We start from the raw sequence: 24,984 nt of genomic DNA, 5'->3' as shown, positions 1-24,984 counted from the left end.
GTCGCCGCGACTCCGACCGATAGAGCCCCGCGCCCCTTTTCGGCGCGGGGCCCAGCACGCCTTATGCCGCGGCTCGTAACGGCTCGGCCCTGTGCAACGAGCCGGCCGCCCCGAGGTCCGTCAGGATCGCCGTCGCGGCTCGGTGGGCCGAGTGGAGGGCGCCCTGGACCGTGCTGGTGTCCCGGTGGTCGCCGCACACGTACAGGCCCGCCAGCAGCCGCACCGGGCGGCGCGGGTCGTGCGGTGGGCGCATCGCGGGGACGGCCTGCGGGGTGTGGTGCACGGCGAGCGTCTCCCAGCGTGTCGTGGACGTGCCGTACAGGCGGGACAGGTGCATCCGTACGGCCGTGTCGATGTCGGGTGGCGGTGCGCCCAGGACGGTCGACGAGACAAGCGCCCGGCCCGCGGGCGCGCGGCTCGGGTCGACCTGGCTGAGCACCGCCGTGTGCGCGACCGGACCGCCCCGGTCGGCGTCGAGCAGCAGTGAGGCGCCGGTCGTCGGCGGTTCGTCGGTGGTGTGGTGGACGACCGTCACCGGGTGGAAGTCCGGTACGCGCAGGCCGGGCAGCAACTCGGCCGCGGTGCGCGCGTCCGTCGCCACCAGCACGGCCCGGCAGCGTATCTCGCCGTGCTCCGCCGTGGTCACCGACGTGGTCGCGACCGACGTGACCCGCACGCCGGTGTGCACGGTGCCCGGCGGCAACGCCCGCGCCAGCAGCTCCGGCAGCGCCTCGGCGCCGCCCTCGGGCACGCACAGCCGTCCGCTCACGAAGGCGCGCAGCGCGAGATCCGCACAGCGGCTGGACGTCGTCAGCTCCGGGTCGCACAACAGTGCGGCGAGCAGCGGCCGCAGGAAGCCGTCGATGGTGCGCGCGGGGACGCCCCGCGCCGCGAGGGCCTGCGCGGCCGGCAACTCGGCCCGGGCCAGCAGCCGTTCGACGGGCGCGGAGGCGAGGCGGGCGAGGGCGGCGCCGAGCCGGGCCTGATCGACCGCGGTGCCCAGCGGGGCGCTCGTGCGCACCCGTGGCGGGGACGCCGGCCCCTGAACACCCCGCACGGACGACGACCGAGGGGCGCTCGCCAGAGCGCGCACCGCGTAGATTGCGCCCCTCGTGCGCCTCGCGCGACTGGCACTCGCCGAGGTGGCGAACGCGCCCGCGCGATGCCGGCGCCCGTCGCTGTGCAGCAGTACGCCCGGCGCGAAGGGGCGCAGCGCGAGTGCGTCGAGCCCGGGTGTCAGGCGTAGTTCCGGGTACGAGGTCGACAGGAGCTGGCCGATCCGGTCGAGCCGGAACCCGTCGATCTTCTCGGTCGACATTCGGCCGCCCGTGTAAGGGGCGGCCTCCAAGACCGCGGTCGTTACTCCTGCGCTGGTCAGTTGATGCGCCGCGGAGAGCCCGGCGACCCCGGCTCCCACGATGACGACGTCCGCCTGGTACGCGGGCTCAAGCACGTGCCCCTCCTCGAGGTTGCGCGGCCGGTGGAGACGTCATGCCCCCAACAGGCTCCGGGGATACCCGAGTTCGGAACGAGGTTAGGGTCGCGATCGGTCAGGAACAGTCGCGCATCGGCAGAGCACGGTCGCACAGCGGTCGCATACGGGCACTCACTGGGCCGCCCGGATCGCCCCCTCGATCTCCGGGAAGGCGAAGGCGAACCCGGACTCCAACAGTCGCGCGGGCAGGACGCGCTGGCTGCCGAGCACGTCCCCGGCCATCTCACCGAGCACGGTCCGCAGCACCGGCGCCGGGACCGAGAACAGCGTCGGCCGGTGCAGCACCCGCCCCATCGCCTCGGTGATCTCACGGTTCGTCAGCGGGTGGGGGGCGGTCACATTGAAGGGCCCCGACAGGTCCTCCCGGTCGATCAGATGCCGGATGGCGGCCACCTCGTCGTGCAGCGAGACGAACGACCAGTACTGCCGCCCGTCCCCCATCCGCCCGCCGAGCCCGGCCTGGAACAGCGGGAACAGCCGCCCCCACGCCCCGCCGTGGCGGGCCACCACCAGCCCCGTGCGCGGGAACACCGTCCGTACGCCGGCCTCCCGTGCGGGCGCCGCGGCGCCCTCCCACTCCACGACCAGCGAGGGCAGGAAGCCCTGACCCGGCGGGGCGCTCTCGTCGACGGCCCGCTCGCCGGTCTCGCCGTAGTAGCCGATCGCGCTGCCGTTCACGAAGACCCGCGGCGGCTCGTCCAGCGAGGCCATCGCCTCCGCGAGCGCCGCCGTGCCCAGCACCCGGCCTGCCCGGAGCTTCGCCTTGTACGCCTCCGTCCAGCGGCGCGAGCCCACGTTCGCCCCGGCGAGATTGACCACGACGTCGCACCCGGCGAGTCCCGCCACGTCCACGTACTGCCGCTCGGGGTCCCACCGGACCTCGTCGGCCGCCCGGGGCGCGCGCCGCACCAGCCGCACCACCTCGTGGCCGTCGGCGAGCAGGGAACGGACCAGTGCGCGGCCGATGAGACCGGAGGCGCCGGCCACCGCAATCCTTGAAAGTTGCATGACTTCATCCTGCCTGTGGCCGCATAAAATCCCGGTCGGATTCCCGCACTCCGGTCATAGGGTGACGCTCATGTCCGTACCGCACCAGCCGCCGCGCATACGCGCCGCCCTGCCTGACGACGCGGAGGAGCTGTCCCGCCTCGACCGTCTCACCTGGTCGCCGCTGCACGCGGTCACGCCCCCACCGCAGCCGCAGTACCGGCCTTTCTTCGACGAGCGTCATGTCCCCGACGACTATCTGGTCGCCGAGCTCGACCGCCGCGTCGTGGGCTACATCTGCCTCGCCTTCGCCACCCCGCTCGCGTCCAACGCGCACGTACGGCAGATCCAGGGCCTCGCGGTCGCCGACGAGGCCCGCGGCCGCGGCGTGGGGCGTGCCCTGATCCGCGCGGCCGTCGAGGAGGCCCGCCGCAGGGGCGCGCGCCGCCTCACGCTGCGCGTCCTCGGGCACAACACGCCTGCCCGCAAGCTGTACGAGTCCGAGGGGTTCGTGGTGGAGGGGGTGCTGCCCGAGGAGTTCTTCGTGGGCGGAGCGTACGTGGACGACGTGTTCATGGGACGCAGTGTCTGACCTGACCTGACCTGACCGGCCCCGTGCCGGTCCCCTCACCTCACGACGTGACGAGATCCCCCGTGTCCACGGCCGCCGTCGCGTTCGCCGCGCGCTTGGCGTCGGAGGCGACCTCGGCCGCCGTCAGGACGTAGCCGGTCTCGGCGTCGGAGGTGGAGCGGGCGAAGACGACGCCGAACACCTTGCCGTCGGTGGTCAGCAGCGGGCCGCCGGAGTTGCCGGGGCGGACGGTGGAGCGGATCGAGTAGATCTCGCGGGTGACCGTCTCGTCGTTGTAGATGTTCTGGCCCGTCGCCCGCACACGGTTCGCGACGGTCGCCGCCTGGAGGTTCAGGTCGCCGTCCTCCGGGTAGCCCGCCACGACCGCCGAGTCGCCGCGGGTGGCGTCGTCGTCGAACCGCAGGACGGGGGCGCGCAGGTCGGGGACGTACAGCACGGCCACGTCCCGCTGCGGGTCGAAGAGGACCACCCGCGACTCGTACGACCGCCCGACGCCGCCGACCCGCACGCTGGGATCGTCTATGCCGGCCACGACATGGGCGTTGGTCATCACGTGCTGCGGGGCGTAGACGAAGCCGCTGCCCTCGCGGCCCTGGGTGCCCGAAACGCCCTCGATCTTGACCGTGCTGAGCTTGGCGGCGTTCGTCGCGGCGGCGGTGACGCTGTCGCCGGTGGGCTTGGCGACCTCGGCGGTCGACTCGTTCTCGAACGGGTTGAAGACCTGCGGGAAGCCCGCCTCGGTGAGCGCGGAGGTGGCCCGCGAGAACCAGGCCGGCGTCGTGTCCGGCATGGTGTCCTGCACGGTGCCGAGCAGCCGGGAGTCCCGGATCGCCGAGCTGAGCAGCGGTGAGGAGGTGGACGCCGCGAGGACGCTTGCCGCGACCCAGGCCACGATCAGCACGGCCACGGAGTTGGCCACGGCCCCGCCTATTCCGTCGGCCACCCTGAGCGGCCCCCGGTCCAGCTCCCGGCGCAGCCGCAGCGCCAGCCGGCCCGCCAGCTCGTGCACCATGACCGCCGGGACCAGCACCGTGAGCACCGCGGTCACGGTCGCCCGGGTCGTGCCGGGCGTGACCAGGTCCATCATCCAGGGCAGGATCCATACGCCGATCACCGCACCGCCGATGAAACCGGCCAGGGAAACGCAGCCGGCCACCAGTCCACGGCGGTAGCCGGACGCGGCGTAGGCCAGGATCACCAGCAACAGCAGGATGTCGAACAGGTCCACGGAGCCGCCTTTCTCTCGGACCCCTTAGTACGCGTGGAAGGCGCCTGTTGATCAGCGCCCGCACGCGCGCCGCAGGGAACCGGCCACGCTGCGTGCACCTGGAGAAACGTCCCCGACCGGGACGATGGTTCCACCACGTGTCACGTCACACATCGCGGGCGGACGGGATTCGTCGGACAGTAGGACCATGCGTGTCTTCCGACGGGTCACCCGAAGGGTCTTCCGACGCACACGGGGGAGACGAAGACCTCGCGCCGTACGAATACCGTGGGCTGGGCGAATACGGGGGGTGCCGGGGGCGGCCGACGGGGTTGCCGGGGGTGGCGCGGGTGGGCGGGCCGAGGGGGCGGCCGGTGGGCCCGGCGTTGGCGGCGTGCAACGGCCGGACCGTGAGCCGAGGGCTGTGCGGGCGGGGCTGCGGGATCCGGGAGCGCCGGATCACGGCACTGCGGGTGGGGGACCGGCGGACAGCGTGGCGCGGGACGCCCGGCGCACTCCACCCGGTGCGGGAGCGCCTGGCGGGTCACCTGTGCCGTCCGTGCAGCGAGAAAGGCCGCCTTCGCGGGACGAGTCGACGGCGTGGGCAGAGCCTGTGGTGCGGGACGAATCGACAACGCGGGCCGATCCTGCGGCGCCCGACGAGCCGGCTGTGCCGGTCGAGCCGGCCGTGCCGGCGGGGCGAGACGGGTCCGTGGCGCCCGAGCAGTCAGTGCCGCAGGAGGCGTCGGGTGTTCGGGAACAGGCGCTCGGCCCGGATCGGCAGGCTGTCCGAGCGGCCGATGCCGGGCGGCGTGACGGAACCTCTCAGCCTCGTACGGACGAGCCGGGAGTATGGGCGGAGCCCGCTGTGGCCGACGAGCCCACCGAGCCCACCGAGCCCACCGAGCCCACCGAGCCCACTGAGCCGGCCGAGCCGGCCGAGCCGGCCGTGCCGACCGTGCCCGCGGTGCGGGGCGAGGCCATGGCGCCGGAGCCGGCAGTGGCGCCGGAGGCGTCGGTCGGCCGGGATCAGCAGGCGGTCGGCCCAGGGGAGCGGGGTCTGCGAGTGGTCGGTGCCGGGCAGGGGGGCCGGCTGTGGGGCGTCGGCGGGCGGCGTCTCCCCGCCCTCCTGCTCGTGCTGCTCGGCTGTGTTCCCGGTCTCGCCGCCGTTCTCGCGCTGGTGCTGTGCGCCAACGGGGTCGAGAGCACGGTCGGGGCCGCCGCGCGGGCGGACGCGGTGCGGCCCGCCGTCGTGCATCAGGCGCCCCGGCCGCGCATCGTGCCGAGGTCGGCCTGGCTGGACGACGACACCCGGCACGGCCAGCCGCCCCCGCGCTACGACGACCGCGTCGTCGCCGTCTTCGTCCACCACACCGACTCACCGAACGGCTACGACTGCGCCGACGCCCCCCGCATCATCCGCTACCTCTACGCGGGCCAGACCGGCTCCCGGGACTGGGACGACATCGGCTACAACTTCCTCGTCGACCGCTGCGGCACCATCTACGAGGGCCGCGCGGGCGGCATCGACCGCCCCGTCACCGGAGCCCACACCCAGGGCTTCAACCACCGCACCACCGGCATCGCCGCCCTCGGCACCTTCACGGCCGGCGTCCCCGTGCCGAAGGCGATGACCGACGCGATCGCCGCACTGGCCGCCTGGAAGCTGGGGCTCTCCGACACCGACCCGCGCACGAAGGTCCGCCTGACCTCCAGCAACAGCCACAGCCGCTACGCCGCCGGCACCACCGCGGCCCTCCCCGCCCTCGCCGGCCACAACGAGGGCTACATGACCAGCTGCCCGGGAGCCGCCCTCACCGCCCGCCTCCCCGAGATCAGGCAACAGGCGGCACGCCTCCAGGGCAGGAGCCCGTAGCGAGCGGGCAGCCTCGCCGCCAGGTCACCTGCGCCCCAAGTAGACCCCCAGCGCCCGCTGCAACACCCTGCCCTGACTGCCCACCGGCAGTTCCCACTCCCCGAGGTACTCCACCGCCCGGCCGCCGGTCCCCGTCTTGAAGCGGAGCCGTCCGAGCAGGCGGTCCTCGGTGAGGCAGGGTGTGATGGAGCGCAGGTCGTACGTCTCGGCACCCGCCGCCCGCGCGTCACCGAGCATGCGCCACACCAGCGCACTGCTCGGCCGCAGGTGCCGCCCCCGGGGACCGGACGCGGCGTACGAGTGCCAGACCCGTGAGCCGACGTTGATCATGAGAGCCGCGGAGAGCACCTCGCCGTCGTACTCGGCGAGATACAGGCGCAGCCGATCGTCGTCCTCGGCGTTCAGCGCCTTCCACATCCGTCGGAAGTAGTCCGACGGGCGGGCCTTGAAGCCGTCGCGGGCGGCGGTCGCGGTGTAAAGGCGGTGGAAGTCGGGCAGGTCCGCGGCCGAGCCCCAGGTGACCCGGACGCCCGCCTCCTCGGCCGTGCGCAGGGACTGCTCCCAGTGCGGTGCGAGGGCGCCGCGCAGCTCGTCCATCGAGCGCCCCGCCAAGGGGATCTCACAGCCGTAGCGCGGCTGCCCGAGCCCGAAACCGCTCCCGTCGTCCTCCTCGCACCGCCGCCACCCGAGCCGCCGCAGCCGCTCCGCGACGTCGAGCGCGTATCCGTCGATGCCGGCCGCCGGCAGCTCGTGCAGATGCCGTACGTCGGGGTCGGCGATGCCCGCCGCCACGGTGGCCGCGTCCCAGTGCCGTACCACGAGGGGCGGGCCGATCCGCACCGAGAACGCCCCGATCTTCTGCAGGTGGGCGACGAGCGGGTCCAGCCACCGCTCCAGGCGCGGAGTGCGCCAGTCGATCGCGGGCCCGTCGGGGACGTAGGCCAGGTAGCGCCGGGTGCCCGGCAGCGGCCGGTACAGGACCAGGGCCGTCGCGACCAGCGCCTCGCCCTCGAACCAGCCGACGCTCTCCGGCAGCCAGTCGGGCTTCACGTCGCCCCACTCCGGGATCTGGAGATGGCTCGCGTCGGGATGCCGCCGCAGATGGGCGAGGTGTTCCGTGCGCGGTATCTCCCGCACGAACAGGCTGGTCATGGGCAGGGTGCTCCTGGTCGGGGCGGCCACCCTAAGCCGGGGATCACCGGGCTGGTCAAGAGTTCCCGGGCGAACGGTCGTCGACGCGGGCCCGAACAGCTCTGAGACCCTCAGTCCTTGAACCGCTCCTACCGGCTCAGTCCTTGAACCGCTCCCACAGCCTGGGCAGCCGCTCCGCCAGCGCCCGCTCGTTCTCGAAGTCCAGCGGCGTGCCCGCCGGTTCCCGGGGCGCGGGCGCGATGCCGAGGTCGGGGGCGACGGTGCCGGTGAGCTGTTCGTAGGCCTCGTCCGCGGCGTAGCCGAGCTCCTCGCCGTCGCCGTCGAACTCCTCGTCGAAGTCGGCCAGCAGCTCGGCGAGCGAGTCGGGCTCGTGCACCGCGCCCTCGTACACCTCACGGCCCTGGCCGATCAGCCAGCACCGGAAGAAGTCGAACGCGTCGTCGCTGGCCCCGTCCAGCAGGACCCAGGCGGCACCCCAGAGGTCCCAGGTGTACGCGCGGTTGTAGCGGGCCTCGAAGTGACGGGCGAAGTCCAGGACCATCTCCGGCTCCAGTGCCAGCAGACGCTCCAGGAGCAGGTCAGCCTGTTCCTCGGGGTCGCCCTCGGCGGCCTCGCGGGTTGCGTCGATCAGCTCCCAGAACTCCGTCTCGTCCATCACGGGTCCAGCATCGGCCCTGTGCGGGTGGGGCGCACGTTCAGTGCGGCGGAATCTTTGCCGTACAGTGCCGCCAGCCGTATCGCGTCCTCGGTGAACCGCTCCCGCAGACTCTCCGGCGCCAGCACCTCGACCTCCGGCCCGAGCCCCGCGAGCTGGGCGTGGGCGACCTCCTCGGACTCCACCGGGAGCGTCACCGTCACCCAGCCGTCCTCGTCCGGCGCCCCGGCCGCCGTCTCCAGCGCCTCCCGCGCGGACCGCCGATCGACGGCGTACGGCAACGCGCGCGCCCCGTCCGGGGAGAGCCGCACCACCACCTCGGCCCGCAGGATGGACCGCGCGAACTGCTCGGCCCGCTCGTCCCAGAAGCCCGGCAGATCGAACTCCTCGTCCCGCTCGAAGCGTTCGTCCCCGGCGTCCACGGCGGTGAACCGGTCGATCCGGTACACCCGGTACGACCCGTGACCCTGCCCGGCCACGCGGGCGCACAGGTACCAGACCCCCGCCTTCAGCACGAGCCCGTACGGCTCCAGTTCCCGCTCGACCTCACCCTCGCCGCGCCGGTACCGCGCGACGATCCGCCGGTCGTCCCACACCGCATCGGCGACGGCCGGCAGCAGCTCGGGTGTCTTCGGCTCCTTGAACCAGTTCGGCGCGTCGAGGTGGAACCGCTGAGCGGCGGTGCGGGAGGCGTCGCGCAGGGAGGGCATAAGGGCCGCCGACACCTTCAGCCGGGCGGCGGAGGCGGCGTCCTCCAGCCCCATCTCCCGCAGCGCCCCGGGGACGCCACTGAGGAACAGGGCCTCGGCCTCGCTCCGGGCGAGGCCCGTCAGCCGGGTCCGATAGCCCCCGATGAGCCGGTACCCGCCGGCCCGCCCCCGGTCGGCGTACACCGGAACCCCCGCCTCCGACAGCGCCTGCGCGTCCCGGGTGACCGTGCGCTCGGACACCTCCAGCTCGCGGGCGAGTTCGGCGGCGGTCATGGAGGGCCGGGACTGAAGGAGCAGCACCATCTTGATGAGCCGGGCAGCGCGCATGCGTTCATGATGCCGGTCGCCACTGACAGGAAGGGGTACGGCAGTCGCCGTACCCCTTCACCGGCCGTCAGCCTCTTACAGCCCTCGGCCCTTTGCGGCCCTCGGGCCCTTTACAGCCCGTACTTCTCGCGCGCTTCCTTCACCGCCGTCGCCTTGACCTCGCCCCGCTTCGCGAGCTGGGCCAGGGCCGCGACGACGATCGACTGGGCGTCGACGCCGAAGTGGCGGCGGGCCGCCTCGCGGGTGTCGGAGAGGCCGAAGCCGTCCGCACCCAGCGAGGAGTAGTCCTGCTCGACCCACTGCGCGATCTGGTCCGGAACCTGGCGCATGTAGTCGGAGACCGCCAGCACCGGTCCCTCGGCGCCCTGCAGCGCCTGGCGGACGTACGGCACCCGCTCCTCGCCGCGCAGCAGAGCAGCGTCGGCCTCCAGCGCGTCCCGGCGCAGCTCCGTCCAGGACGTCGCCGACCAGACGTCGGCCGCCACGCCCCACTCCTCGGCGAGCAGCTTCTGAGCCTCCAGCACCCAGTGGATCGCGGTGCCGGAGCCGAGGAGCTGGATGCGCGGGGCGTTCGCCGCCGGGGACAGCTCCGCCGACTCCGCCGTGTTGAAGCGGTACAGGCCCTTGACGATGCCCTCGTCGACACCGAGGCCCTGCGGCTTCGCGGGCTGCGGCAGCGGCTCGTTGTAGACGGTCAGGTAGTAGAAGACGTTCTGGTCCTCGTCCGGCGCCGCCTCGCCGTACATGCGGCGCAGACCGTCCTTGACGATCGCCGCCACCTCGTACGCGAACGCCGGGTCGTACGTCAGCGCGGCCGGGTTCGTCGCCGCGATGACGGGGGAGTGGCCGTCGGCGTGCTGCAGGCCCTCGCCCGTCAGCGTCGTACGGCCCGCCGTCGCGCCGACGAGGAAGCCGCGGCCGAGCTGGTCGCCGAGCTGCCACATCTGGTCGGCCGTGCGCTGCCAGCCGAACATCGAGTAGAAGATGTAGAACGGGATCATGGTCTCGCCGTGCGTCGCGTACGACGTCGACGCGGCGATGAAGTCGGCCATCGAACCGGCCTCGGTGATCCCCTCGTTGAGGATCTGGCCGTTCTCGGCCTCCTTGTAGTACATCAGCTGGTCGCGGTCGACCGGCTCGTACGTCTGGCCCTTGGGGGAGTAGATCCCGAGGGACGGGAAGAGGCTCTCCATGCCGAAGGTGCGCGCCTCGTCCGGGACGATCGGCACCCAGCGCTTGCCCGTCTCCTTGTCGCGGACGAGGTCCTTGATCAGGCGGACGAAGGCCATCGTGGTCGCCACGTTCTGGGAGCCGGAGCCCTTGTCGAAGGAGGCGAACGCCTTCTCCGCCGGGGCCGGCAGCGGCGCCACCGGGTGGACGCGGCGGGCCGGGGCCGGGCCGCCGAGGGCCGCGCGGCGCTCCTGGAGGTAGCGGACCTCGGGGGAGTCGGCGCCGGGGTGGCCGTAGGGGACGACCCCGTCGACGAAGTCGCTGTCCTTGATCGGCAGGTCGAGCAGGTCGCGCATCGCCTTGAACTCGTCCACCGACAGCTTCTTCATCTGGTGGTTGGCGTTCTTCGACGCGAAGCCCTCGCCCAGCGTGAAGCCCTTGACCGTCTGGGCCAGGATCACGGTCGGCGCGCCCTTGAACTCGACGGCGGCCTTGTAGGCGGCGTAGACCTTGCGCGCCTCGTGACCGCCGCGCGAGAGGTGGAAGCACTCCAGGATCTTGTCGTCGCTCAGCAGCTTCGCCATCTCGACGAGCGCCGGGTCCTTGCCGAAGAAGTCCTCGCGGATGTAGGCGGCGTCGCGGGTCTGGTACGTCTGCACCTGCGCGTCCGGTACCTCGCGCAGCCGTCGTACGAGCGCGCCGGTGGTGTCGAGCTGGAACAGCTCGTCCCACGCCGTGCCCCACAGGGTCTTCACGACGTTCCAGCCGGCGCCGCGGAACTGGGCCTCCAGCTCCTGCACGATCTTGAAGTTGGCGCGGACCGGGCCGTCGAGGCGCTGCAGGTTGCAGTTGATGACGAAGGTCAGGTTGTCCAGGCCCTCACGGGAGGCCAGGGCGAGCGCGGCCGTGGACTCGGGCTCGTCCATCTCGCCGTCGCCGAGGAAGGCCCAGACGTGGGAGTTCGAGACGTCCTTGATGCCGCGCGCCGTCAGATAGCGGTTGAAGCGGGCCTGGTAGATCGCCGACAGCGGGCCGAGGCCCATGGACACCGTCGGGAACTCCCACAGCCAGGGCAGGCGGCGCGGGTGCGGGTACGACGGGAGCCCGTCGCCGCCGGCCTCCTGGCGGAAGTTGTCGAGGTGCGTCTCGTTCAGGCGGCCGTCGAGGAAGGCACGGGCGTAGATGCCGGGGGAGGCGTGGCCCTGGATGTAGAGCTGGTCGCCCGAGCCGTCGGCCTCCTTGCCCTTGAAGAAGTGGTTGAAGCCGGTCTCGTAGAGCCAGGCCGCGGAGGCGAAGGTGGCGATGTGCCCGCCGACGCCGTGTTTGCTGCCCCGGGTCACCATCGCGGCCGCGTTCCAGCGGTTCCACGCGGTGATACGGCGCTCCATCTCCTCGTCACCGGGCACGCTCGGCTCGGCGGCGGTCGGGATGGTGTTGACGTAGTCGGTCTCCAGGAGCTTGGGCAGCGCGATGCCGGTGCCCTCGGCGCGCTCCAGCGTGCGGCGCATCAGGTACGCGGCACGGTGCGGCCCGGCCGCCTTGGCGACCGCGTCCAGCGAGGCCTGCCATTCGGCGGTCTCCTCCGGGTCGCGGTCGGGGAGCTGGTCGAGCGCGCTCGGCTGGATGGCGTTGGGGTCGGTCATGTCGCCGCCTTCCTCAGTCGAAGGGGGTTCCCTCATCGGTAAGGGTTCGGGGGTGCCCTTGGTCTTTGGCAGGACAGGGCTGGCAGACCTCGGTGGAGGTCCGTCGGCGACTGTAACTCCCTGATCGATGATCGATCAAAGGGTTGAGGGCGAAAACCTCTTGATCACGAGAAAATAGGCACGGGGTGCCTTTCGGGCAGGCACGGGGTGCCGCACTTTCGAGAGGTTTTCGCAGGTGGGGGCACGTCTGAGCGGGAGCGCGCTCAGGACTCGTGGCGCGGGGCGCAGCCCAGGACGTGGGCCTTGACGAGCTCGGCGATCCTCGGGTCACGGCGCTGGAACGCGGCCACCAGCTCCTCGTGCTCCTCCGCGTACGACTGCTGCACCGTCCCCAGCCACCGGATGGACAGGGCCGTGAACACCTCGATGCCGAGGCCCTCCCAGGTGTGCAGCAGCACCGAGTTGCCCGCCGCCCGCACCATCTCGCGGTGGAAGGCGACCGTGTGCCGCACCTGGGCCGTGCCGTCGGACTTGCGGTCGGCCTCGTACAGGGCGGCGACATGCGGTTCCAGGGCGGAGCAGTCCTCCGCGAGGCGGTCGGCCGCGAGCTCCGCGGCGATGGCCTCCAGACCGGCCCGGACCGGGTAGCTCTCCTCCAGATCGGCCGCGGTCAGACTCCGCACCCGTACGCCCTTGTTGGGCGCGGACTCGATCAGCCGCAGCGACTCCAGCTCGCGCAGCGCCTCCCGCACCGGTGTCTGGCTGACCTCCAGCTCGGTGGCGATCCGCCGCTCCACGATCCGCTCGCCCGGCTGCCAGCGCCCGCTGATGATCCCTTCCAGGATGTGCTCGCGGATCTGTTCGCGCAGCGAGTGGATGACGGGCGCGGTCATGAGGGCTCCTTAGGGAGGGGCCCACAGGCCCCCGGGGCGTTTTGACGTTTAGACAATACGGCCGGGACGCCGCGCGGGAAGGGCGCACGGGGGCGCTTTCGCGCAGGTGAGACGAGACTTACACGCGCACACGGCGGTGCCCCCGCCCGGAGAATTCCGGACGGGGGCACCGTACAGCCGTACCCGCGAAGGGCGTTACAGACCGAGCTCGACCTCGAACTCGCCCGCCTCCAGGATGGCCTTGACCGCCGTCAGGTAACGGGCCGCGTCGGCGCCGTCCACCAGGCGGTGGTCGTAGGACAGGGTCAGGTACGTCATGTCGCGGACGCCGATGACCGTGCCCTCCTCCGTCTCGATGACGGCCGGGCGCTTGACCGTGGCACCGATGCCGAGGATCGCGACCTGGCCCGGCGGCACGATGATCGTGTCGAACAGCGCACCACGCGAACCGGTGTTGGAGATGGTGAAGGTCGCGCCGGACAGCTCGTCCGGGGTGATCTTGTTGGCGCGGACCTTGCCGGCCAGCTCCGCCGTGGCCTTGGCGATACCGGCGATGTTGAGGTCGCCGGCGTTCTTGATGACCGGGGTCATCAGGCCCTTCTCGGAGTCCACCGCGATACCGACGTTCTCGGTGTCGAAGTAGGTGATGGTCCCCTCGGCCTCGTTGATCTTGGCGTTGATGACCGGGTGGGCCTTCAGCGCCTGCGCGGCGGCCTTGACGAAGAACGGCATCGGGGAGAGCTTGACGCCCTCGCGGGCGGCGAAGGAGTCCTTCGCCTGGGCGCGCAGGCGCATCAGCTTGGTGACGTCGACCTCGACCACCGAGGACAGCTGCGCCTGCTCGTGCAGCGCCTTGACCATGTTGTCGCCGATGACCTTGCGGATGCGCGGCATCTTGACGGTCTGGCCGCGGAGGGGGGAGACCTCCAGCGCGGGAGCCTTCTTCGCGGCGGCCGGAGCGGCGGCGGCAGCGGCCGGAGCCGGGGCCGGAGCGGCGGCGGCGGCCTTCGCGGCCTCGGCGGCGGCGACGACGTCCTGCTTGCGGATACGGCCGCCGACGCCGGTGCCCTTGACGGTGGCCAGGTCGACGCCGTTCTCGGCGGCGAGCTTGCGCACCAGCGGGGTGACGTAGGCGCCCTCGTCGGTCGCCTGGGCCGCGGCCGGAGCGGCCGGAGCCGGGGTGACCGGAGCCGCCGGGGTGACCGGAGTCGGCGCGGGAGCCGGAGCCGCCGGGGCGGCCGGAGCCGGAGCCGGAGCGGCAGCGGCGGGCGCCGCCGGAGCGGCGGGGGCCGGAGCCGGAGCGGCGGGGGCGGCGGGGGCCGCGGGCGCGGCCGGAGCCGGGGCCTCGGCGGCGGGAGCCGGAGCCGCCGGAGCCGGGGCGGCCGCCGGAGCGGCGCCCGCGACGCCGATGACGGCCAGCTTGGCGCCGATCTCGGCCGTCTCGTCCTCGCCGACCACGATCTCCAGCAGCGTGCCGGAGGTGGGGGCGGGGATCTCGGTGTCGACCTTGTCCGTCGACACCTCCAGCAGCGGCTCGTCGGCCTCGACGCTGTCACCGACCGACTTCAGCCAGCGGGTGACGGTGCCCTCGGTGACGGACTCGCCGAGCGCGGGCAGGACCACGTCCGTGCCCTCGGCGGAGCCGCCGCCGGCCGCGGCCTCGGCGGTGGGCGCCGGAGCCGGGGCGGCCTGCTCGGTGGACGGCTGGGCGGCCGGGGCCGGCTCGGGAGCCGGCGGGGCCACGTCCTCGACGGCCGGGGCCGGGGCGGCCGCGGGCGCGCCCGTGCCGTCGTCGATGACGGCCAGCTCGGCGCCGACCTCAACGGTCTCGTCCTCGGCGACCTTGATGGAGGCCAGGACGCCGGCGGCGGGCGAGGGGATCTCGGTGTCGACCTTGTCGGTGGACACCTCGAGCAGCGGCTCGTCGGCCTCGACGCGCTCGCCCTCGGCCTTCAGCCAGCGGGTGACAGTGCCCTCGGTGACGCTCTCGCCGAGCGCCGGAAGGGTTACGGAAACCGCCATGGTTTCGGTTGCTCCTTACGGAAAGTGCGGAAGTCTGTGTCGTCGCTTCGTCGACCGAGGGATCAGTCGTGCGAGTGAAGGGGCTTGCCGGCCAGGGCCAGGTGGGCCTCGCCGAGCGCCTCGTTCTGCGTCGGGTGGGCGTGGATGAGCTGGGCGACCTCGGCCGGCAGCGCCTCCCAGTTGTAGATCAGCTGGGCCTCGCCGACCTGCTCGCCCATGCGGTCGCCGACCATGTGGACGCCGACCACCGCACCGTCCTTCACCTGGACGAGCTTGATCTCGCCCGCGGTGTTCAGGATCTTGCTCTTGCCGTTGCCGGCCAGGTTGTACTTCAGGGCGACGACCTTGTCCGCGCCGTAGATCTCCTTGGCCTTGGCCTCGGTGATGCCGACGGAGGCGACCTCCGGGTGGCAGTACGTCACACGGGGGACACCGTCGTAGTCGATCGGGACGACCTTCAGACCGGCGAGCCGCTCCGCCACCAGGATGCCCTCGGCGAAGCCGACGTGCGCGAGCTGGAGCGTCGGGACGAGGTCACCGACGGCGGAGACGGTCGGGACGTTGGTGCGCATGTACTCGTCGACCAGGACGTAGCCGCGGTCCATCGCGACGCCCTGCTCCTCGTAGCCGAGCCCGGCGGAGACGGGGCCGCGGCCGACGGCGACCAGCAGCACCTCGGCCTCGAACTCCTTGCCGTCGGCGAGGGTGACCTTGACGCCGTCGGCGGTGTACTCGGCCTTCTGGAAGAAGGTGCCCAGGTTGAACTTGATGCCGCGCTTGCGGAACGCGCGCTCGAGAAGCTTCGAGCTGTTCTCGTCCTCGACCGGGACGAGGTGCTTCAGGCCCTCGATCACGGTGACGTCCGAGCCGAAGGACTTCCACGCGGAGGCGAACTCGACGCCGATGACACCGCCGCCCAGGATGATCGCGGACTTCGGCACGCGGTCCAGGACGAGGGCGTGGTCGGAGGAGATGATGCGGTTGCCGTCGATCTCCAGGCCCGGCAGCGACTTCGGCACGGAGCCGGTCGCCAGCAGCACGTGGCGGCCCTGGACGCGCTGACCGTTGACGTCGACGGAGGTCGGGGAGGACAGGCGGCCCTCACCCTCGATGTACGTCACCTTGCGGGAGGCGACGAGGCCCTGCAGGCCCTTGTAGAGGCCGGCGATCACACCGTCCTTGTACTTGTGGACCCCGGCGATGTCGATGCCCTCGAAGCTGGCCTTCACACCGAACTGCTCGCTCTCGCGGGCCTGGTCGGCGATCTCGCCCGCGTGCAGCAGGGCCTTGGTGGGGATGCAACCCCGGTGCAGGCAGGTGCCGCCGACCTTGTCCTTCTCGATCAGGGCGACGTCCAGGCCCAGCTGCGCCCCGCGCAGGGCCGCGGCGTAACCACCGCTACCACCGCCGAGGATCACTAGGTCGAAAACGGTGCTGGCGTCGTTCGCCACGTCACGTCCTCCATGCATGTGCGCCGTGCGCCGGTCGTCCATGACCGACAGGCGGCTGGTGTCCGGCCGCTCGTTCTTCGGCCCTTCGGTGGGGCCCTGTCCTGCCGAGCCCCATCTTCGCACTTGTCCACACCGAACGAGACGCCGGGCCGGTGTGTGAGACGTAGCACGTTCAGTTGAGCGCGCAGGGAAGAGGGGGCTCCGCCCTACCCGCGTGCGGAGCCCCCTCCTTCAGAACAGCATCAGCCCAGGTCGCCGGAAGCCGTCAGTTCGGCCAGCCGCACCAGCGTCCGCACAGCGGACCCCGTACCACCCTTGGGCGTGTATCCGAAGGGCCCACCCTCGTTGAACGCGGGCCCCGCGATGTCCAGGTGCGCCCACGTGATCCCCTCGCCCACGAACTCCCGCAGGAACAGGCCCGCGACCAGGCCCCCGCCCATCCGCTCACCCATGTTGGCGATGTCCGCGGTGGGCGAGTCCATCCCCTTGCGCAGATGCTCGGGCAGCGGCATCGGCCAGGACGGCTCGCCGACCTCCTCCGCCGCTTCCACCACCGCGGAGCGGAACGCGTCGTCGTTGGCCATCACACCGAACGTCCGGTTGCCCAGCGCCAGCACCATCGCCCCGGTCAGGGTCGCCACGTCCACGATCGCGTCCGGCTTCTCCTGCGACGCCGCCCACAGCGCGTCGGCGAGCACCAGCCGCCCCTCGGCGTCGGTGTTGAGCACCTCCACCGTCTTGCCGCTGTACATCCGCAGCACGTCACCCGGGCGCACGGCGGAGCCCGACGGCATGTTCTCGGCGAGCGCCAGCCACCCGGTGACGTTCACCTCCAGACCGAGGCGCGCGGCGGCGACCACCGCGGCGAAGACCGCCGCCGCACCGCTCATGTCGCACTTCATCGTCTCGTTGTGCCCGGCCGGCTTCAGGGAGATGCCGCCCGAGTCGTAGGTGATGCCCTTGCCGACGAACGCGAGGTGCTTGCTCGCCTTGGAGTGGGTGTACGACAGCTTGACCAGCCGCGGAGCCGACGTCGAGCCGCCCCCGACGCCCAGGATTCCGCCGTAGCCGCCCTTGGTCAGGGCCTTCTCGTCGAGCACCTGCACCTTGATGCCGTGCTCCTTGGCCGCCTGCTGGGCCTCGGCGGCGAACGACGCCGGGTTGAGGTCGTTCGGCGGCATGTTGATCAGGTCGCGGGCGCGGTTGAGCTCCTCGCAGACGGCGCTCGCGCGCTCGATCGCCGCCTTGTGCTCCTTGTCGCGGGGCTTGCCGCCGAGCAGGGCGACCTCGGCGAGCGGCGCCTTGCCGTTCTTGGCCTTGGCGTTGCCGCCGGTCCCCTTCGACTCCTTGTAGACGTCGAAGGAGTACGCCCCGAGCAGCGCGCCCTCCGCGATCGCGCCGATGTCGGCGGCGTCCGCGAGCGGCAGGGCGAAGGCGGCCTTCTTGGAGCCGGCGAGGGAGCGGGCGGCGGCGCCGGCGGCCTTGCGCAGCGCCTCGCCGTCGTAGTCGGCGTCCTTGTCGGGCTCTGCGCCCAGGCCGACCGCCACCACGAGCGGGGCCTTGAAGCCGGCGGGGGCGGGGAGCTTCGTCACCTCGCCCTCGGCGCCGGAGGCACCGAGGGTCTCCAGGACGCCGGCGAGCTTGCCGTCGTACGCCTTGTCCACGGCCTCGGCGCCCGGCGCCACGACCGGTCCCTTGGCGCCCTTGGCGACACCGATCACGATCGCGTCGGCCCGCAGGCCGGGCGCCGCGGCGGTGCTGAGAGTGAGAGCAGTCACGGTGGTGAAATCTCGCTTCCGATGTGAAGTTGCATGGCCGAATGGTGTGGGTCGACCGGGCCCGACGGCCGACCCTGGTTTCCGACCTACGGGTGCGGTGTCAACGGGGCCTTCCCCGGTACGGCGAACACGGGGATGAGCCTACGCTCGTGTGAGCGTTCGCTCATTCCTGCGGGTGTTCACCTGTCGGTGGCGTGCCGGTCATTTCTTGATCCTCGGCCTCGGTGAGCTGAGTCACACTCGTGTGGTTCCGGTGAGCGATCAGCTTGCCGCTTTGCATGATTTCCACGAATCCTCCGCCGATCCGTCACAGGGGCGCGGAGGGATCTTCTGGGGGGAAGGGACGCTCAATGGCGCACAGTGCGCACAGATGGACCATGCGCTGGACCATGCGCAGAAACACCGTCGCCGCCCTGACGGCGACGGGCCTGCTGGCCCTGGGGCTCTCGGCCCCGCGAGCCGCGGCCGCCGAGGAACCGCGCATCGATCTCAGGGTGCTGGTCGTGGACAACGGCGACAGCCCCGTCGAGGCCGTCACCGCCCAACTCAGGAGCACCGGCATCCCGTACACCACCGTCGACCTGAACGACGCGGACCGCCCGACCATCACGGCCGCGTTCCTCAGCGACACGGTGAACGGCAGGCCCCGGGCCAAGTACCAGGGGGTGGTCGTGCCCGACGAGACCCCCTTCGGGGCGGGCTCCGCCGAGCAGACCGCGCTGGAGAACTACGAGCGGACCTACGGCATCCCGCAGGTCGACGCCTACACCTGGGCCCACCCGGGCGTCGGTCTCGACTACACGAGCGAGGGCGGCTGGGCCGGCGGCCTCGACGGGCGCGAGGCGTCCGTCACCGCGGCGGGCAGGGCGGGGTACTTCGGCTATCTCGACGGCGCCCTCACCTTCGAGGACAACGACGCTTCCGTCCTGGAGAGCTACGGCTACGTCGCCAGGCCCCGCACCGGCTTCACCAGCTATGTCGACCTCCCCGTGCCCGCCGGCTCCGGGCGCGGCAGCCTGGTCGGCGAGTACCGGCACGACGGGCGCCGCGAGCTGGTGGTGACCTTCGCCTACAACCAGCACCAGCAGCACTTCCGGGTGCTCGCCCGCGGCATCGTCGAATGGCTGACCCAGGGCGTCCACCTGGGGCAGACACGCAACTATTTCGCGGTGCACGTCGACGACGTGTTCGCGTCCGACAGCCGCTGGGACACCGAACGCAACTGCACCCCCGGCGACTTCGACTGCGTGGGCGGTGACGGCGAGGGGACCACGCCGATCCGCATGACGGCCGAGGACGCGGTGTACGCCGCGCGGTGGCAGCGCGAGCGCGGGTTCACGCTCGACATGGTCTACAACGCCGGCTCCGGCGAGGCGTGGAAGAACGAGCACGGCGGCACCGACGCCCTCACCGACCGGCTGCTCGCCGACCGGGCCGAGTACCGCTGGATCAACCACACCTACACGCACCCGTTCCTCGGCTGTGAGCAGGACACCTCGACCGTCCCGTGGAGGTGCGCCAAGAACGCCGACGGCTCGACGCGGTACATGAGCCGCGCGGACATCGCGGCGCAGATCCGCGACAACCACAACTGGGGCGTCACCAAGGGGCTCCCGCTCGACCGCACGGAACTCGTGACCGGCGAGCACTCGGGCCTGAAGACCCTGCCGCAGCAGCCCGACGACAACCCCCACCTGGCCGGCGCCCTCGCCGACAGCGGCGTCAAGTGGATCGCCTCGGACAACTCCCGTGACCCCGCCCAGCGTGCGGTCGGCGCCGCGCTGACCGTCCCCCGGCACCCGATGAACGTGTACTACAACGTGGGTACCGAGGAGGAGATGGCCGACGAGTACAACTGGATCTACACCTCCAGGGCCGACGGCGGCAGCGGCGTCTGCGAGACCAACCCCGCCTCCACCTGCCTGGCCGAACCGCTGGACACCGCCACCGGCTACGACGAGCACATCGTCCCGCAGGAGGCCCGCACCGCTCTCGGACACGTGGTCTCGGGCGACCCGCGCCCGCACTACGTCCACCAGTCCAACCTGGCCGAGGACCGGACGCTGTACCCCGTCCTGGACAAGGTGCTCGCCGACTACGAGGCCCTCTTCGCCGACAACACCCCGGTGCAGAACGTCTCCCAGAACGCCATCGGCACCGAACTCCAGCGCCGCGCCGCCTGGCAGCGCGCTCTCGCGAACGGCTCCGTCACGGCGTACCGCATCGGCAGCGCCGTCACCGTCACCGCCCCGTCCGGGACCCGGATCCCGGTGACCGCACCGGAAGGGACCGTCCAACAACTCCTCATCGGCACCACCGCGTTCGGGACGCCGTACGCGGGAGAGCGCTCGGCCTGGACCACGCCGGGAACGCTGCAGTCCGCTCTCCAGCTGAAGCTGCCGTCGTAGCACAGCGCCAGGCGCGCGCCCCGGTCGCCTCACGACCGCCGGCCGGGGTGCGTTTTCGGGCCGTAGCACCACACTCTGTTCCACAGGGGGGAACTCCCATGATGCGCACCGGCCGTCATGTCACCATGCTCACCGAAGGCACCTATCCGCATGTCCACGGCGGGGTCAGCACCTGGTGCGACCAGCTCGTCAAGGGCATGCCGGAGGTCGACTTCCACCTCGTCTCGCTCACCGGCACCGGCCGCGAACCCGTGACCTGGGAGCTGCCGCCGAACGTCTACCGGCACACCTCCGTACCGACCTGGGGCCCGCGTCCGGGGCGCGGACGAGCGCCGTACGGCCGGGCCCGTCGTCGTTTCACCGACTCCTACGAGCGTTTCCTGCTGTCCTTCCTCGACCCCGAGGCCCCCTGCGACTTCGGCGAGGCCCTGGACGAGCTGGCCGTACTCGCCCGTGACGGACGTCTGTCGGCGGCCCTGCGCACCGAGTCGGCGCTGCGCTCGCTGATGTGGATATGGACGATGCCGCATCTGCCGACCGCGGCCGCCCGGCCGACCGTCCACGACGCCCTGACCGCGACCGACCTGCTGGAACACGCCCTGCGCCCCCTCGGGACCCGCATCCCCGAGGACTGCGTCGCCCACGCCGTCAGCAGCGGCCTCGCCACCCTCCCGGCCCTCGCCGCCCGCCGGCTGGACGGCGTGCCGTTCCTCCTCACCGAGCACGGCATCTACCTGCGCGAACGCTACCTCGGCTACCGCAGCGACGCCCAGCGCTGGCCCGTGAAGGCGTTCATGCTCGGCTTCTACCGGGAGCTGAACTCGCACGGCTACCGGACGGCCGACCTGATCACCCCCTGCAACCAGTACAACCGCCGCTGGGAGGAACGCGGCGGCGCCGACGCCGACAAGATCCGCACCGTCTACAACGGCGTCGACCCGCACGCCTTCCCGCACGCCGGCCCCGAGCCGGAGATCCCCACCCTCACCTGGTGCGGCCGCGTCGACCCCATCAAGGACCTGGAGACCCTGCTGCGGGCCTACGCCATGGTCCGCGCCGAGCTCCCGGAGACCAGGCTGCGGCTGTTCGGCCCGGTCCCGCCCGGCGGCGAGGCGTACCGCACCAAGCTGGAGAAGCTCGCCGCCGAGCTGGGCGTGACGGACGGCCTGACCTTCGAGGGCCGCATCAGCGAGGTCTGGCGTGCCTACGCGGCCGGGCACGTCGTGATGCTGTCGTCCATCTCCGAGGGCTTCCCGTTCTCCCTCATCGAGGCCATGTCCTGCGGCCGTACGACGGTCTCGACGGACGTCGGGGGAGTGCGCGAGGCCGTCGGCGACACCGGTCTGGTGGTCCCGCCGCGCGAGCCGGAGAAGATGGCGGCGGCCGCGCTGACCCTGCTCCGCGACGACGAACGGCGACGCGATCTGGGCGAGTTGTCCCGTCAGCGGGTGATCGACCGGTTCACGCTGCGCCGCTCCGTAGACAATTTCCGGACGATTTATCAAGAGCTCGCGGGCGGCCCCGAGGTGTACGAACCGACGCTCGAAACGGTCGCCGACTGGACCCTCGAACTGCGCAGCCCCTGGTACGAGAAGGTCGCGACGGACGGGACCGGCTGGTGAGCGGAAGCCTCTGGATGCCGCCCGGCTCCCGCCCCGACACCCTGCCCGCCATCCCGCGTCAGCGCGCCAAGCCGAGCTGGGCGGCCCCCGACCCCATCGACGAACTCGCCGACCGCCTCGACGACTTCATCACCGCCGCCGTCCACCCCGACGAGATCGCCGCGCTCCTGGAGTCCGACGGGCTGTCGGACGACCAGATACGCGAGCGCTACGGCGTCAAGGACTCCTTCGCGCTCGCCGAGGAGCTGTACGAGCGGGCCGAGCGCCGCTACCCCGAGCCGGAGGGGCCGGTCCACGACCCCTGGCAGGTGGGCCTGCTGGGCTGCCTCCTCAGAGGCGTCGTCTTCGCCCTCCCCGGCCTCGGCTACGTCCTCGGCGCCCCCCTGCTCGCCGGACCGACGGACGACTTCGGTCTCCCCGCGGGCACGGTCCCGCTGCTGGCCGGCGCCCTGGTCGGCTGGACCTGGAACCAGGGCCTGGCCCACCGGGCGTACTCATGGCTCGGGCTCGGCGACCGGAGCGCGGCCCGCCGCTCGCTGCTCCTCGGCACTCCGGCCGGCGTGCTGCTCGGCGCCCTGGTCGCCCTGGCCGTGGCGGCGACGGCGGCCACGCCCCACCCGGCCGGGGTCGCCTTCGCCGCCGGGCAGTCCTGCTACCTCGGCGCGGCCACGGTCCTGCTGGTCATGGGGCGCGAGCGCGCCCTGCTGGCGGCCCTGCTGCCGATGGCGGCGGCAGCGGTGTTCGCCGTGGCGCAGCCCGTCTCCGACCCGGCGAGACTCGCCGTGCTGCTGGGCTCGCTGCTCGCGGTGGCGGTGCTCGCCTTCCGCGAAGTGGCGCCCGCTGTGCGGGAGCTGGGGGAGGGCGGCTGGACCGCCGGTCTCACCGCCCTCCTGCCCTTCGGCGCGTACGGCACCGCCCCGGACGCGCACCGCCCCGCGTCCCCCGGCCTGACCGGCTCCCTCCCGTACGCCCTGTTCGGCCTGGGCAGCGGCGTGCTCGTGCTGTACGCGGCCCTCGGCGACGCCCTCGCGGAGGAGGGGACCGGCGCGGTCGCCGCGCCCGCCGCCGTCGCCCTCACCCTCAGCATGGGCCCCGCCGAATGGCTGCTGTACCGCTTCCGCAGCGGCAGCCTGGCGGGCCTGCGCTCCAGCAGCACGCCCAAGGCGTTCTGGCGGACGACGGTGCTCACGGTCGCGGAGTGCCTCTCCGCCTACCTGGCCGCCCTCCTCGCGCTCAGCCTCGCCATCTCCGCGCTGTGGCCGCACGCCCCGGGCATCACCGGCGTCCGCCTCGCCGGACTGCTCCTGCTGGGCGTGGTCCTGTGGACGGGCCTGCTGCTCCAGTCGTTCGGCGCGGTGCTCAGCGCGGCGATGATCTGCTGCGCGGCCGCCCTCGCCCAGACGGTGGCCCTGGTGACACACGCGGGCAGCCCGCACTGGATCGGCCTGATCCTCCACGGGGCGGCGGCGATCGCTCAGGCCACGCTGGTCTGCGCCCTGCTGGGGAGAGTGACCGCCCACCGATGAGCGAGCTGCTGATCCCGTACTACGAGCATCCGTCGGTCCGCCCCGCCGAATGGGACGCGATCATCGCGGCCGCGCCCCGCCTCTACGGCGTCGTACTGAACCCGGCCAGCGGCCCCGGCGAGACGCCCGACCCGGCGTTCGCCGAGGTCGCGGCCCGACTGCGGGCGGCGGCCGCGCGGGTGCTCGGCTACGCCGACACCGACTACGGCCGCCGACCGCACGCCGACGTCGTACGCGACCTCACCCGGCACCGCGACTGGTACGGCACGGACGGCGTCTTCCTGGACCAGGTCGCCGCCGGCCGCGAGGAGTTCGGGTACTACCAGCGGCTCGCGACCGCGGCCTGGACCGCCGGTTACGGCACGCTCGCGCTGAACCACGGCACGGCACCCCACCCGTCGTACGCCAGGATCGCCGACGTCCTGGTCACCTTCGAGGGCACCTGGACGTCGTACACCCGACTCGGCCCGCAGCGGTGGCGGGGTGGCACCGGGGCGCGGCTGTGCCACCTCGTGTACGGCGTCCCGGCCGACGTCGACCTGACGGACCTGGCGCGCGCCCGCGGGGCCACGGTCCACTGCGCGGTGCCGGGTACGGGTGATCACCCGTGGGGGACGTTGCCGTACGCGCTGGGGTCCGGTCGCTGAAGTGCCGTGGTCGTCAGCCCAGGGACAGCACGACGAGCGCGGTCGTCGCCGCCGTCTCCGCGAGTCCGCCGAAGACGTCGCCGGTGACGCCGCCGAAGCGGCGGGTGCAGTGCCGTAGGAGCAGTTCGGCGGCGGTGAGCGCCGCGAGGACCGCGAGCGCGGTGCGGGCGATGTCCCGCGTCCCGAGCAGCGCCCCCACCGCCGCGGCCACGCCGGTCACGGCCAGGGCGACGGCCACCGCGGCCCGTACCGGGACGACGCCGGCCACCGCGGCTCCCAGCCCCTCCGGTCGTGCGGCGGGCACGCCCGTCCGTGCGGCCAGGGTGAGCGCGAGCCGGGCGGCGACGGCGGACACCACGGTGGCCAGGGCGCCGCGGGCCCACGAGTCGGCGTACAGCTCGGAGAGTGCGGCCACCTGCGCGAACAGTACGAACACGAGCGTGATGACGCCGAAGGGCCCGATGTCCGACTGCTTCATGATCCGCAGCGCGTCCTCGGCGGGCTTGCCGCTGCCGAGCCCGTCGGCCGTGTCGGCGAGCCCGTCGAGATGCAGCCCCCGGGTGAGCACGGCGGGGACGGCGGCGCCGGCGACCGCGGCGAGGAGGGGAGCGGCGCCCAGGAACAGCGGCACCAGCGCGACGAGGGCGGCACCGCAGCCGAGGACCACCCCGACGAACGGGGCGCACAGCATGCCACCGCGCGCGGCCTCCCGGTCCCACCGGCTCACCCGGACGGGCAGCACACTGAGCGTGCCGAAGGCGAAGCGGAGACCGTGCAGGGGCGGGCGGGTCATGAACACGGCCGCAGACTAGCCCGGACGCCG

Annotated in this window: 19 protein-coding genes; 6 read left to right on the top strand and 13 right to left on the bottom strand. The window is 72.5% G+C overall.

Annotated elements, in window-relative coordinates:
* Positions 1 to 61 precede the first annotated feature (61 nt).
* Together ABZ078_RS05180 and ABZ078_RS05175 are read right to left on the bottom strand one after the other, a co-directional pair.
* Positions 62 to 1,453, bottom strand: coding sequence for an NAD(P)/FAD-dependent oxidoreductase (locus ABZ078_RS05180; protein WP_356571786.1), 1,392 nt, complete (start codon positions 1,451 to 1,453; stop codon positions 62 to 64).
* A gap of 153 nt (positions 1,454 to 1,606) precedes the next feature.
* Entirely contained in the window at positions 1,607 to 2,503 is an 897-nt protein-coding gene (locus ABZ078_RS05175) for a TIGR01777 family oxidoreductase (protein ID WP_356571784.1), read from the bottom strand.
* 70 nt (positions 2,504 to 2,573) lie between these two features.
* Here ABZ078_RS05175 and ABZ078_RS05170 point away from each other — a divergent pair, with 70 nt between their 5' ends.
* Positions 2,574 to 3,074, top strand: a complete 501-nt coding sequence (locus ABZ078_RS05170) for a GNAT family N-acetyltransferase (protein ID WP_356571782.1) — start codon at positions 2,574 to 2,576, stop codon at positions 3,072 to 3,074.
* 40 nt (positions 3,075 to 3,114) lie between these two features.
* Here ABZ078_RS05170 and ABZ078_RS05165 read toward each other — a convergent pair whose 3' ends face one another.
* Complete coding sequence (locus ABZ078_RS05165) at positions 3,115 to 4,302, bottom strand: MarP family serine protease (RefSeq protein WP_356571780.1); 1,188 nt, start codon at positions 4,300 to 4,302, stop codon at positions 3,115 to 3,117.
* Positions 4,303 to 5,416: 1,114 nt separating this feature from the next.
* On the opposite strand from ABZ078_RS05165, the gene ABZ078_RS05160 reads away from it, so the two are divergent.
* The gene (locus tag ABZ078_RS05160) at positions 5,417 to 6,157 is read left to right on the top strand and encodes a peptidoglycan recognition protein (RefSeq protein WP_356572088.1); all 741 of its coding nucleotides are present in this window, start codon (positions 5,417 to 5,419) and stop codon (positions 6,155 to 6,157) included.
* 24 nt (positions 6,158 to 6,181) lie between these two features.
* On the opposite strand, the gene ABZ078_RS05155 is transcribed toward ABZ078_RS05160, so the two are convergent.
* The 9 genes from ABZ078_RS05155 to ABZ078_RS05115 all read right to left on the bottom strand — a co-directional run bounded on the left by ABZ078_RS05155 (position 6,182) and on the right by ABZ078_RS05115 (position 18,247).
* The gene (locus ABZ078_RS05155; RefSeq protein ID WP_356571778.1) at positions 6,182 to 7,309 is read right to left on the bottom strand and encodes a peptidoglycan bridge formation glycyltransferase FemA/FemB family protein; all 1,128 of its coding nucleotides are present in this window, start codon (positions 7,307 to 7,309) and stop codon (positions 6,182 to 6,184) included.
* A gap of 136 nt (positions 7,310 to 7,445) precedes the next feature.
* Complete coding sequence (locus ABZ078_RS05150) at positions 7,446 to 7,964, bottom strand: DUF4240 domain-containing protein (protein ID WP_356572086.1); 519 nt, start codon at positions 7,962 to 7,964, stop codon at positions 7,446 to 7,448.
* Positions 7,964 to 9,001 (bottom strand): YafY family protein, encoded by a 1,038-nt coding sequence (locus ABZ078_RS05145; RefSeq protein ID WP_356571776.1) that lies wholly within the window; start codon positions 8,999 to 9,001, stop codon positions 7,964 to 7,966. Before ABZ078_RS05145 ends, ABZ078_RS05150 begins: the two co-directional genes overlap by 1 nt.
* 110 nt (positions 9,002 to 9,111) lie before the next feature.
* Entirely contained in the window at positions 9,112 to 11,814 is a 2,703-nt protein-coding gene (gene aceE / locus ABZ078_RS05140) for a pyruvate dehydrogenase (acetyl-transferring), homodimeric type (RefSeq protein ID WP_356571774.1), read from the bottom strand.
* Positions 11,815 to 12,077: 263 nt separating this feature from the next.
* Entirely contained in the window at positions 12,078 to 12,707 is a 630-nt protein-coding gene (locus tag ABZ078_RS05135; RefSeq protein ID WP_356571772.1) for a GntR family transcriptional regulator, read from the bottom strand.
* Positions 12,708 to 12,902: 195 nt separating this feature from the next.
* Complete coding sequence (gene sucB / locus ABZ078_RS05130) at positions 12,903 to 14,729, bottom strand: 2-oxoglutarate dehydrogenase, E2 component, dihydrolipoamide succinyltransferase (protein WP_356571770.1); 1,827 nt, start codon at positions 14,727 to 14,729, stop codon at positions 12,903 to 12,905.
* A 62-nt stretch (positions 14,730 to 14,791) separates the two neighbouring features.
* On the bottom strand, positions 14,792 to 16,180 hold the full coding sequence (gene lpdA / locus ABZ078_RS05125; protein ID WP_356571768.1) for a dihydrolipoyl dehydrogenase: 1,389 nt from the start codon (positions 16,178 to 16,180) through the stop codon (positions 14,792 to 14,794).
* Positions 16,181 to 16,422: 242 nt separating this feature from the next.
* A complete protein-coding gene (locus tag ABZ078_RS05120) occupies positions 16,423 to 17,958 on the bottom strand; it encodes a leucyl aminopeptidase (RefSeq protein ID WP_356571766.1) in 1,536 nt (511 codons plus the stop codon).
* Between the two features lie 163 nt (positions 17,959 to 18,121).
* The gene (locus ABZ078_RS05115; RefSeq protein WP_356571764.1) at positions 18,122 to 18,247 is read right to left on the bottom strand and encodes a hypothetical protein; all 126 of its coding nucleotides are present in this window, start codon (positions 18,245 to 18,247) and stop codon (positions 18,122 to 18,124) included.
* A gap of 100 nt (positions 18,248 to 18,347) precedes the next feature.
* On the opposite strand from ABZ078_RS05115, the gene ABZ078_RS05110 reads away from it, so the two are divergent.
* The 4 genes from ABZ078_RS05110 to ABZ078_RS05095 all read left to right on the top strand — a co-directional run bounded on the left by ABZ078_RS05110 (position 18,348) and on the right by ABZ078_RS05095 (position 24,161).
* Positions 18,348 to 20,366, top strand: coding sequence for a hypothetical protein (locus ABZ078_RS05110; protein WP_356571762.1), 2,019 nt, complete (start codon positions 18,348 to 18,350; stop codon positions 20,364 to 20,366).
* Positions 20,367 to 20,464: 98 nt separating this feature from the next.
* A complete protein-coding gene (pelF, locus tag ABZ078_RS05105) occupies positions 20,465 to 21,988 on the top strand; it encodes a GT4 family glycosyltransferase PelF (RefSeq protein ID WP_356571760.1) in 1,524 nt (507 codons plus the stop codon).
* Positions 21,985 to 23,514: a hypothetical protein gene (locus ABZ078_RS05100; protein WP_356571758.1), complete on the top strand. Its 1,530-nt coding sequence runs from the start codon at positions 21,985 to 21,987 to the stop codon at positions 23,512 to 23,514. The genes pelF and ABZ078_RS05100 overlap by 4 nt, the downstream gene beginning before the upstream one ends.
* A complete protein-coding gene (locus tag ABZ078_RS05095; RefSeq protein WP_356571756.1) occupies positions 23,511 to 24,161 on the top strand; it encodes a spherulation-specific family 4 protein in 651 nt (216 codons plus the stop codon). The genes ABZ078_RS05100 and ABZ078_RS05095 overlap by 4 nt, the downstream gene beginning before the upstream one ends.
* 13 nt (positions 24,162 to 24,174) lie before the next feature.
* Here the strand turns inward: ABZ078_RS05095 and ABZ078_RS05090 are convergent, their stop codons facing one another.
* Entirely contained in the window at positions 24,175 to 24,954 is a 780-nt protein-coding gene (locus tag ABZ078_RS05090; protein WP_356572084.1) for an adenosylcobinamide-GDP ribazoletransferase, read from the bottom strand.
* Positions 24,955 to 24,984 lie beyond the last annotated feature (30 nt).

The sequence above is a fragment of the Streptomyces sp. NPDC006385 genome, assembly GCF_040612485.1.
Taxonomy (GTDB): domain Bacteria; phylum Actinomycetota; class Actinomycetes; order Streptomycetales; family Streptomycetaceae; genus Streptomyces.
This window is presented reverse-complemented; position numbering and strand designations above follow the sequence as displayed.

What these genes read in the sequence shown, in the direction of transcription:
- ABZ078_RS05175 (WP_356571784.1), bottom strand. Translation starts at nt 2,503, where the DNA reads ATGCAACTTTCAAGGATTGCGGTGGCCGGCGCCTCCGGTCTCATCGGC.
- ABZ078_RS05170 (WP_356571782.1), top strand. Translation starts at nt 2,574, where the DNA reads ATGTCCGTACCGCACCAGCCGCCGCGCATACGCGCCGCCCTGCCTGAC.
- ABZ078_RS05155 (WP_356571778.1), bottom strand. Translation starts at nt 7,309, where the DNA reads ATGACCAGCCTGTTCGTGCGGGAGATACCGCGCACGGAACACCTCGCC.
- ABZ078_RS05150 (WP_356572086.1), bottom strand. Translation starts at nt 7,964, where the DNA reads ATGGACGAGACGGAGTTCTGGGAGCTGATCGACGCAACCCGCGAGGCC.
- ABZ078_RS05145 (WP_356571776.1), bottom strand. Translation starts at nt 9,001, where the DNA reads ATGCGCGCTGCCCGGCTCATCAAGATGGTGCTGCTCCTTCAGTCCCGG.
- aceE (WP_356571774.1), bottom strand. Translation starts at nt 11,814, where the DNA reads ATGACCGACCCCAACGCCATCCAGCCGAGCGCGCTCGACCAGCTCCCC.
- ABZ078_RS05135 (WP_356571772.1), bottom strand. Translation starts at nt 12,707, where the DNA reads ATGACCGCGCCCGTCATCCACTCGCTGCGCGAACAGATCCGCGAGCAC.
- sucB (WP_356571770.1), bottom strand. Translation starts at nt 14,729, where the DNA reads ATGGCGGTTTCCGTAACCCTTCCGGCGCTCGGCGAGAGCGTCACCGAG.
- ABZ078_RS05110 (WP_356571762.1), top strand. Translation starts at nt 18,348, where the DNA reads ATGCGCAGAAACACCGTCGCCGCCCTGACGGCGACGGGCCTGCTGGCC.
- pelF (WP_356571760.1), top strand. Translation starts at nt 20,465, where the DNA reads ATGATGCGCACCGGCCGTCATGTCACCATGCTCACCGAAGGCACCTAT.
- ABZ078_RS05095 (WP_356571756.1), top strand. Translation starts at nt 23,511, where the DNA reads ATGAGCGAGCTGCTGATCCCGTACTACGAGCATCCGTCGGTCCGCCCC.
- ABZ078_RS05090 (WP_356572084.1), bottom strand. Translation starts at nt 24,954, where the DNA reads ATGACCCGCCCGCCCCTGCACGGTCTCCGCTTCGCCTTCGGCACGCTC.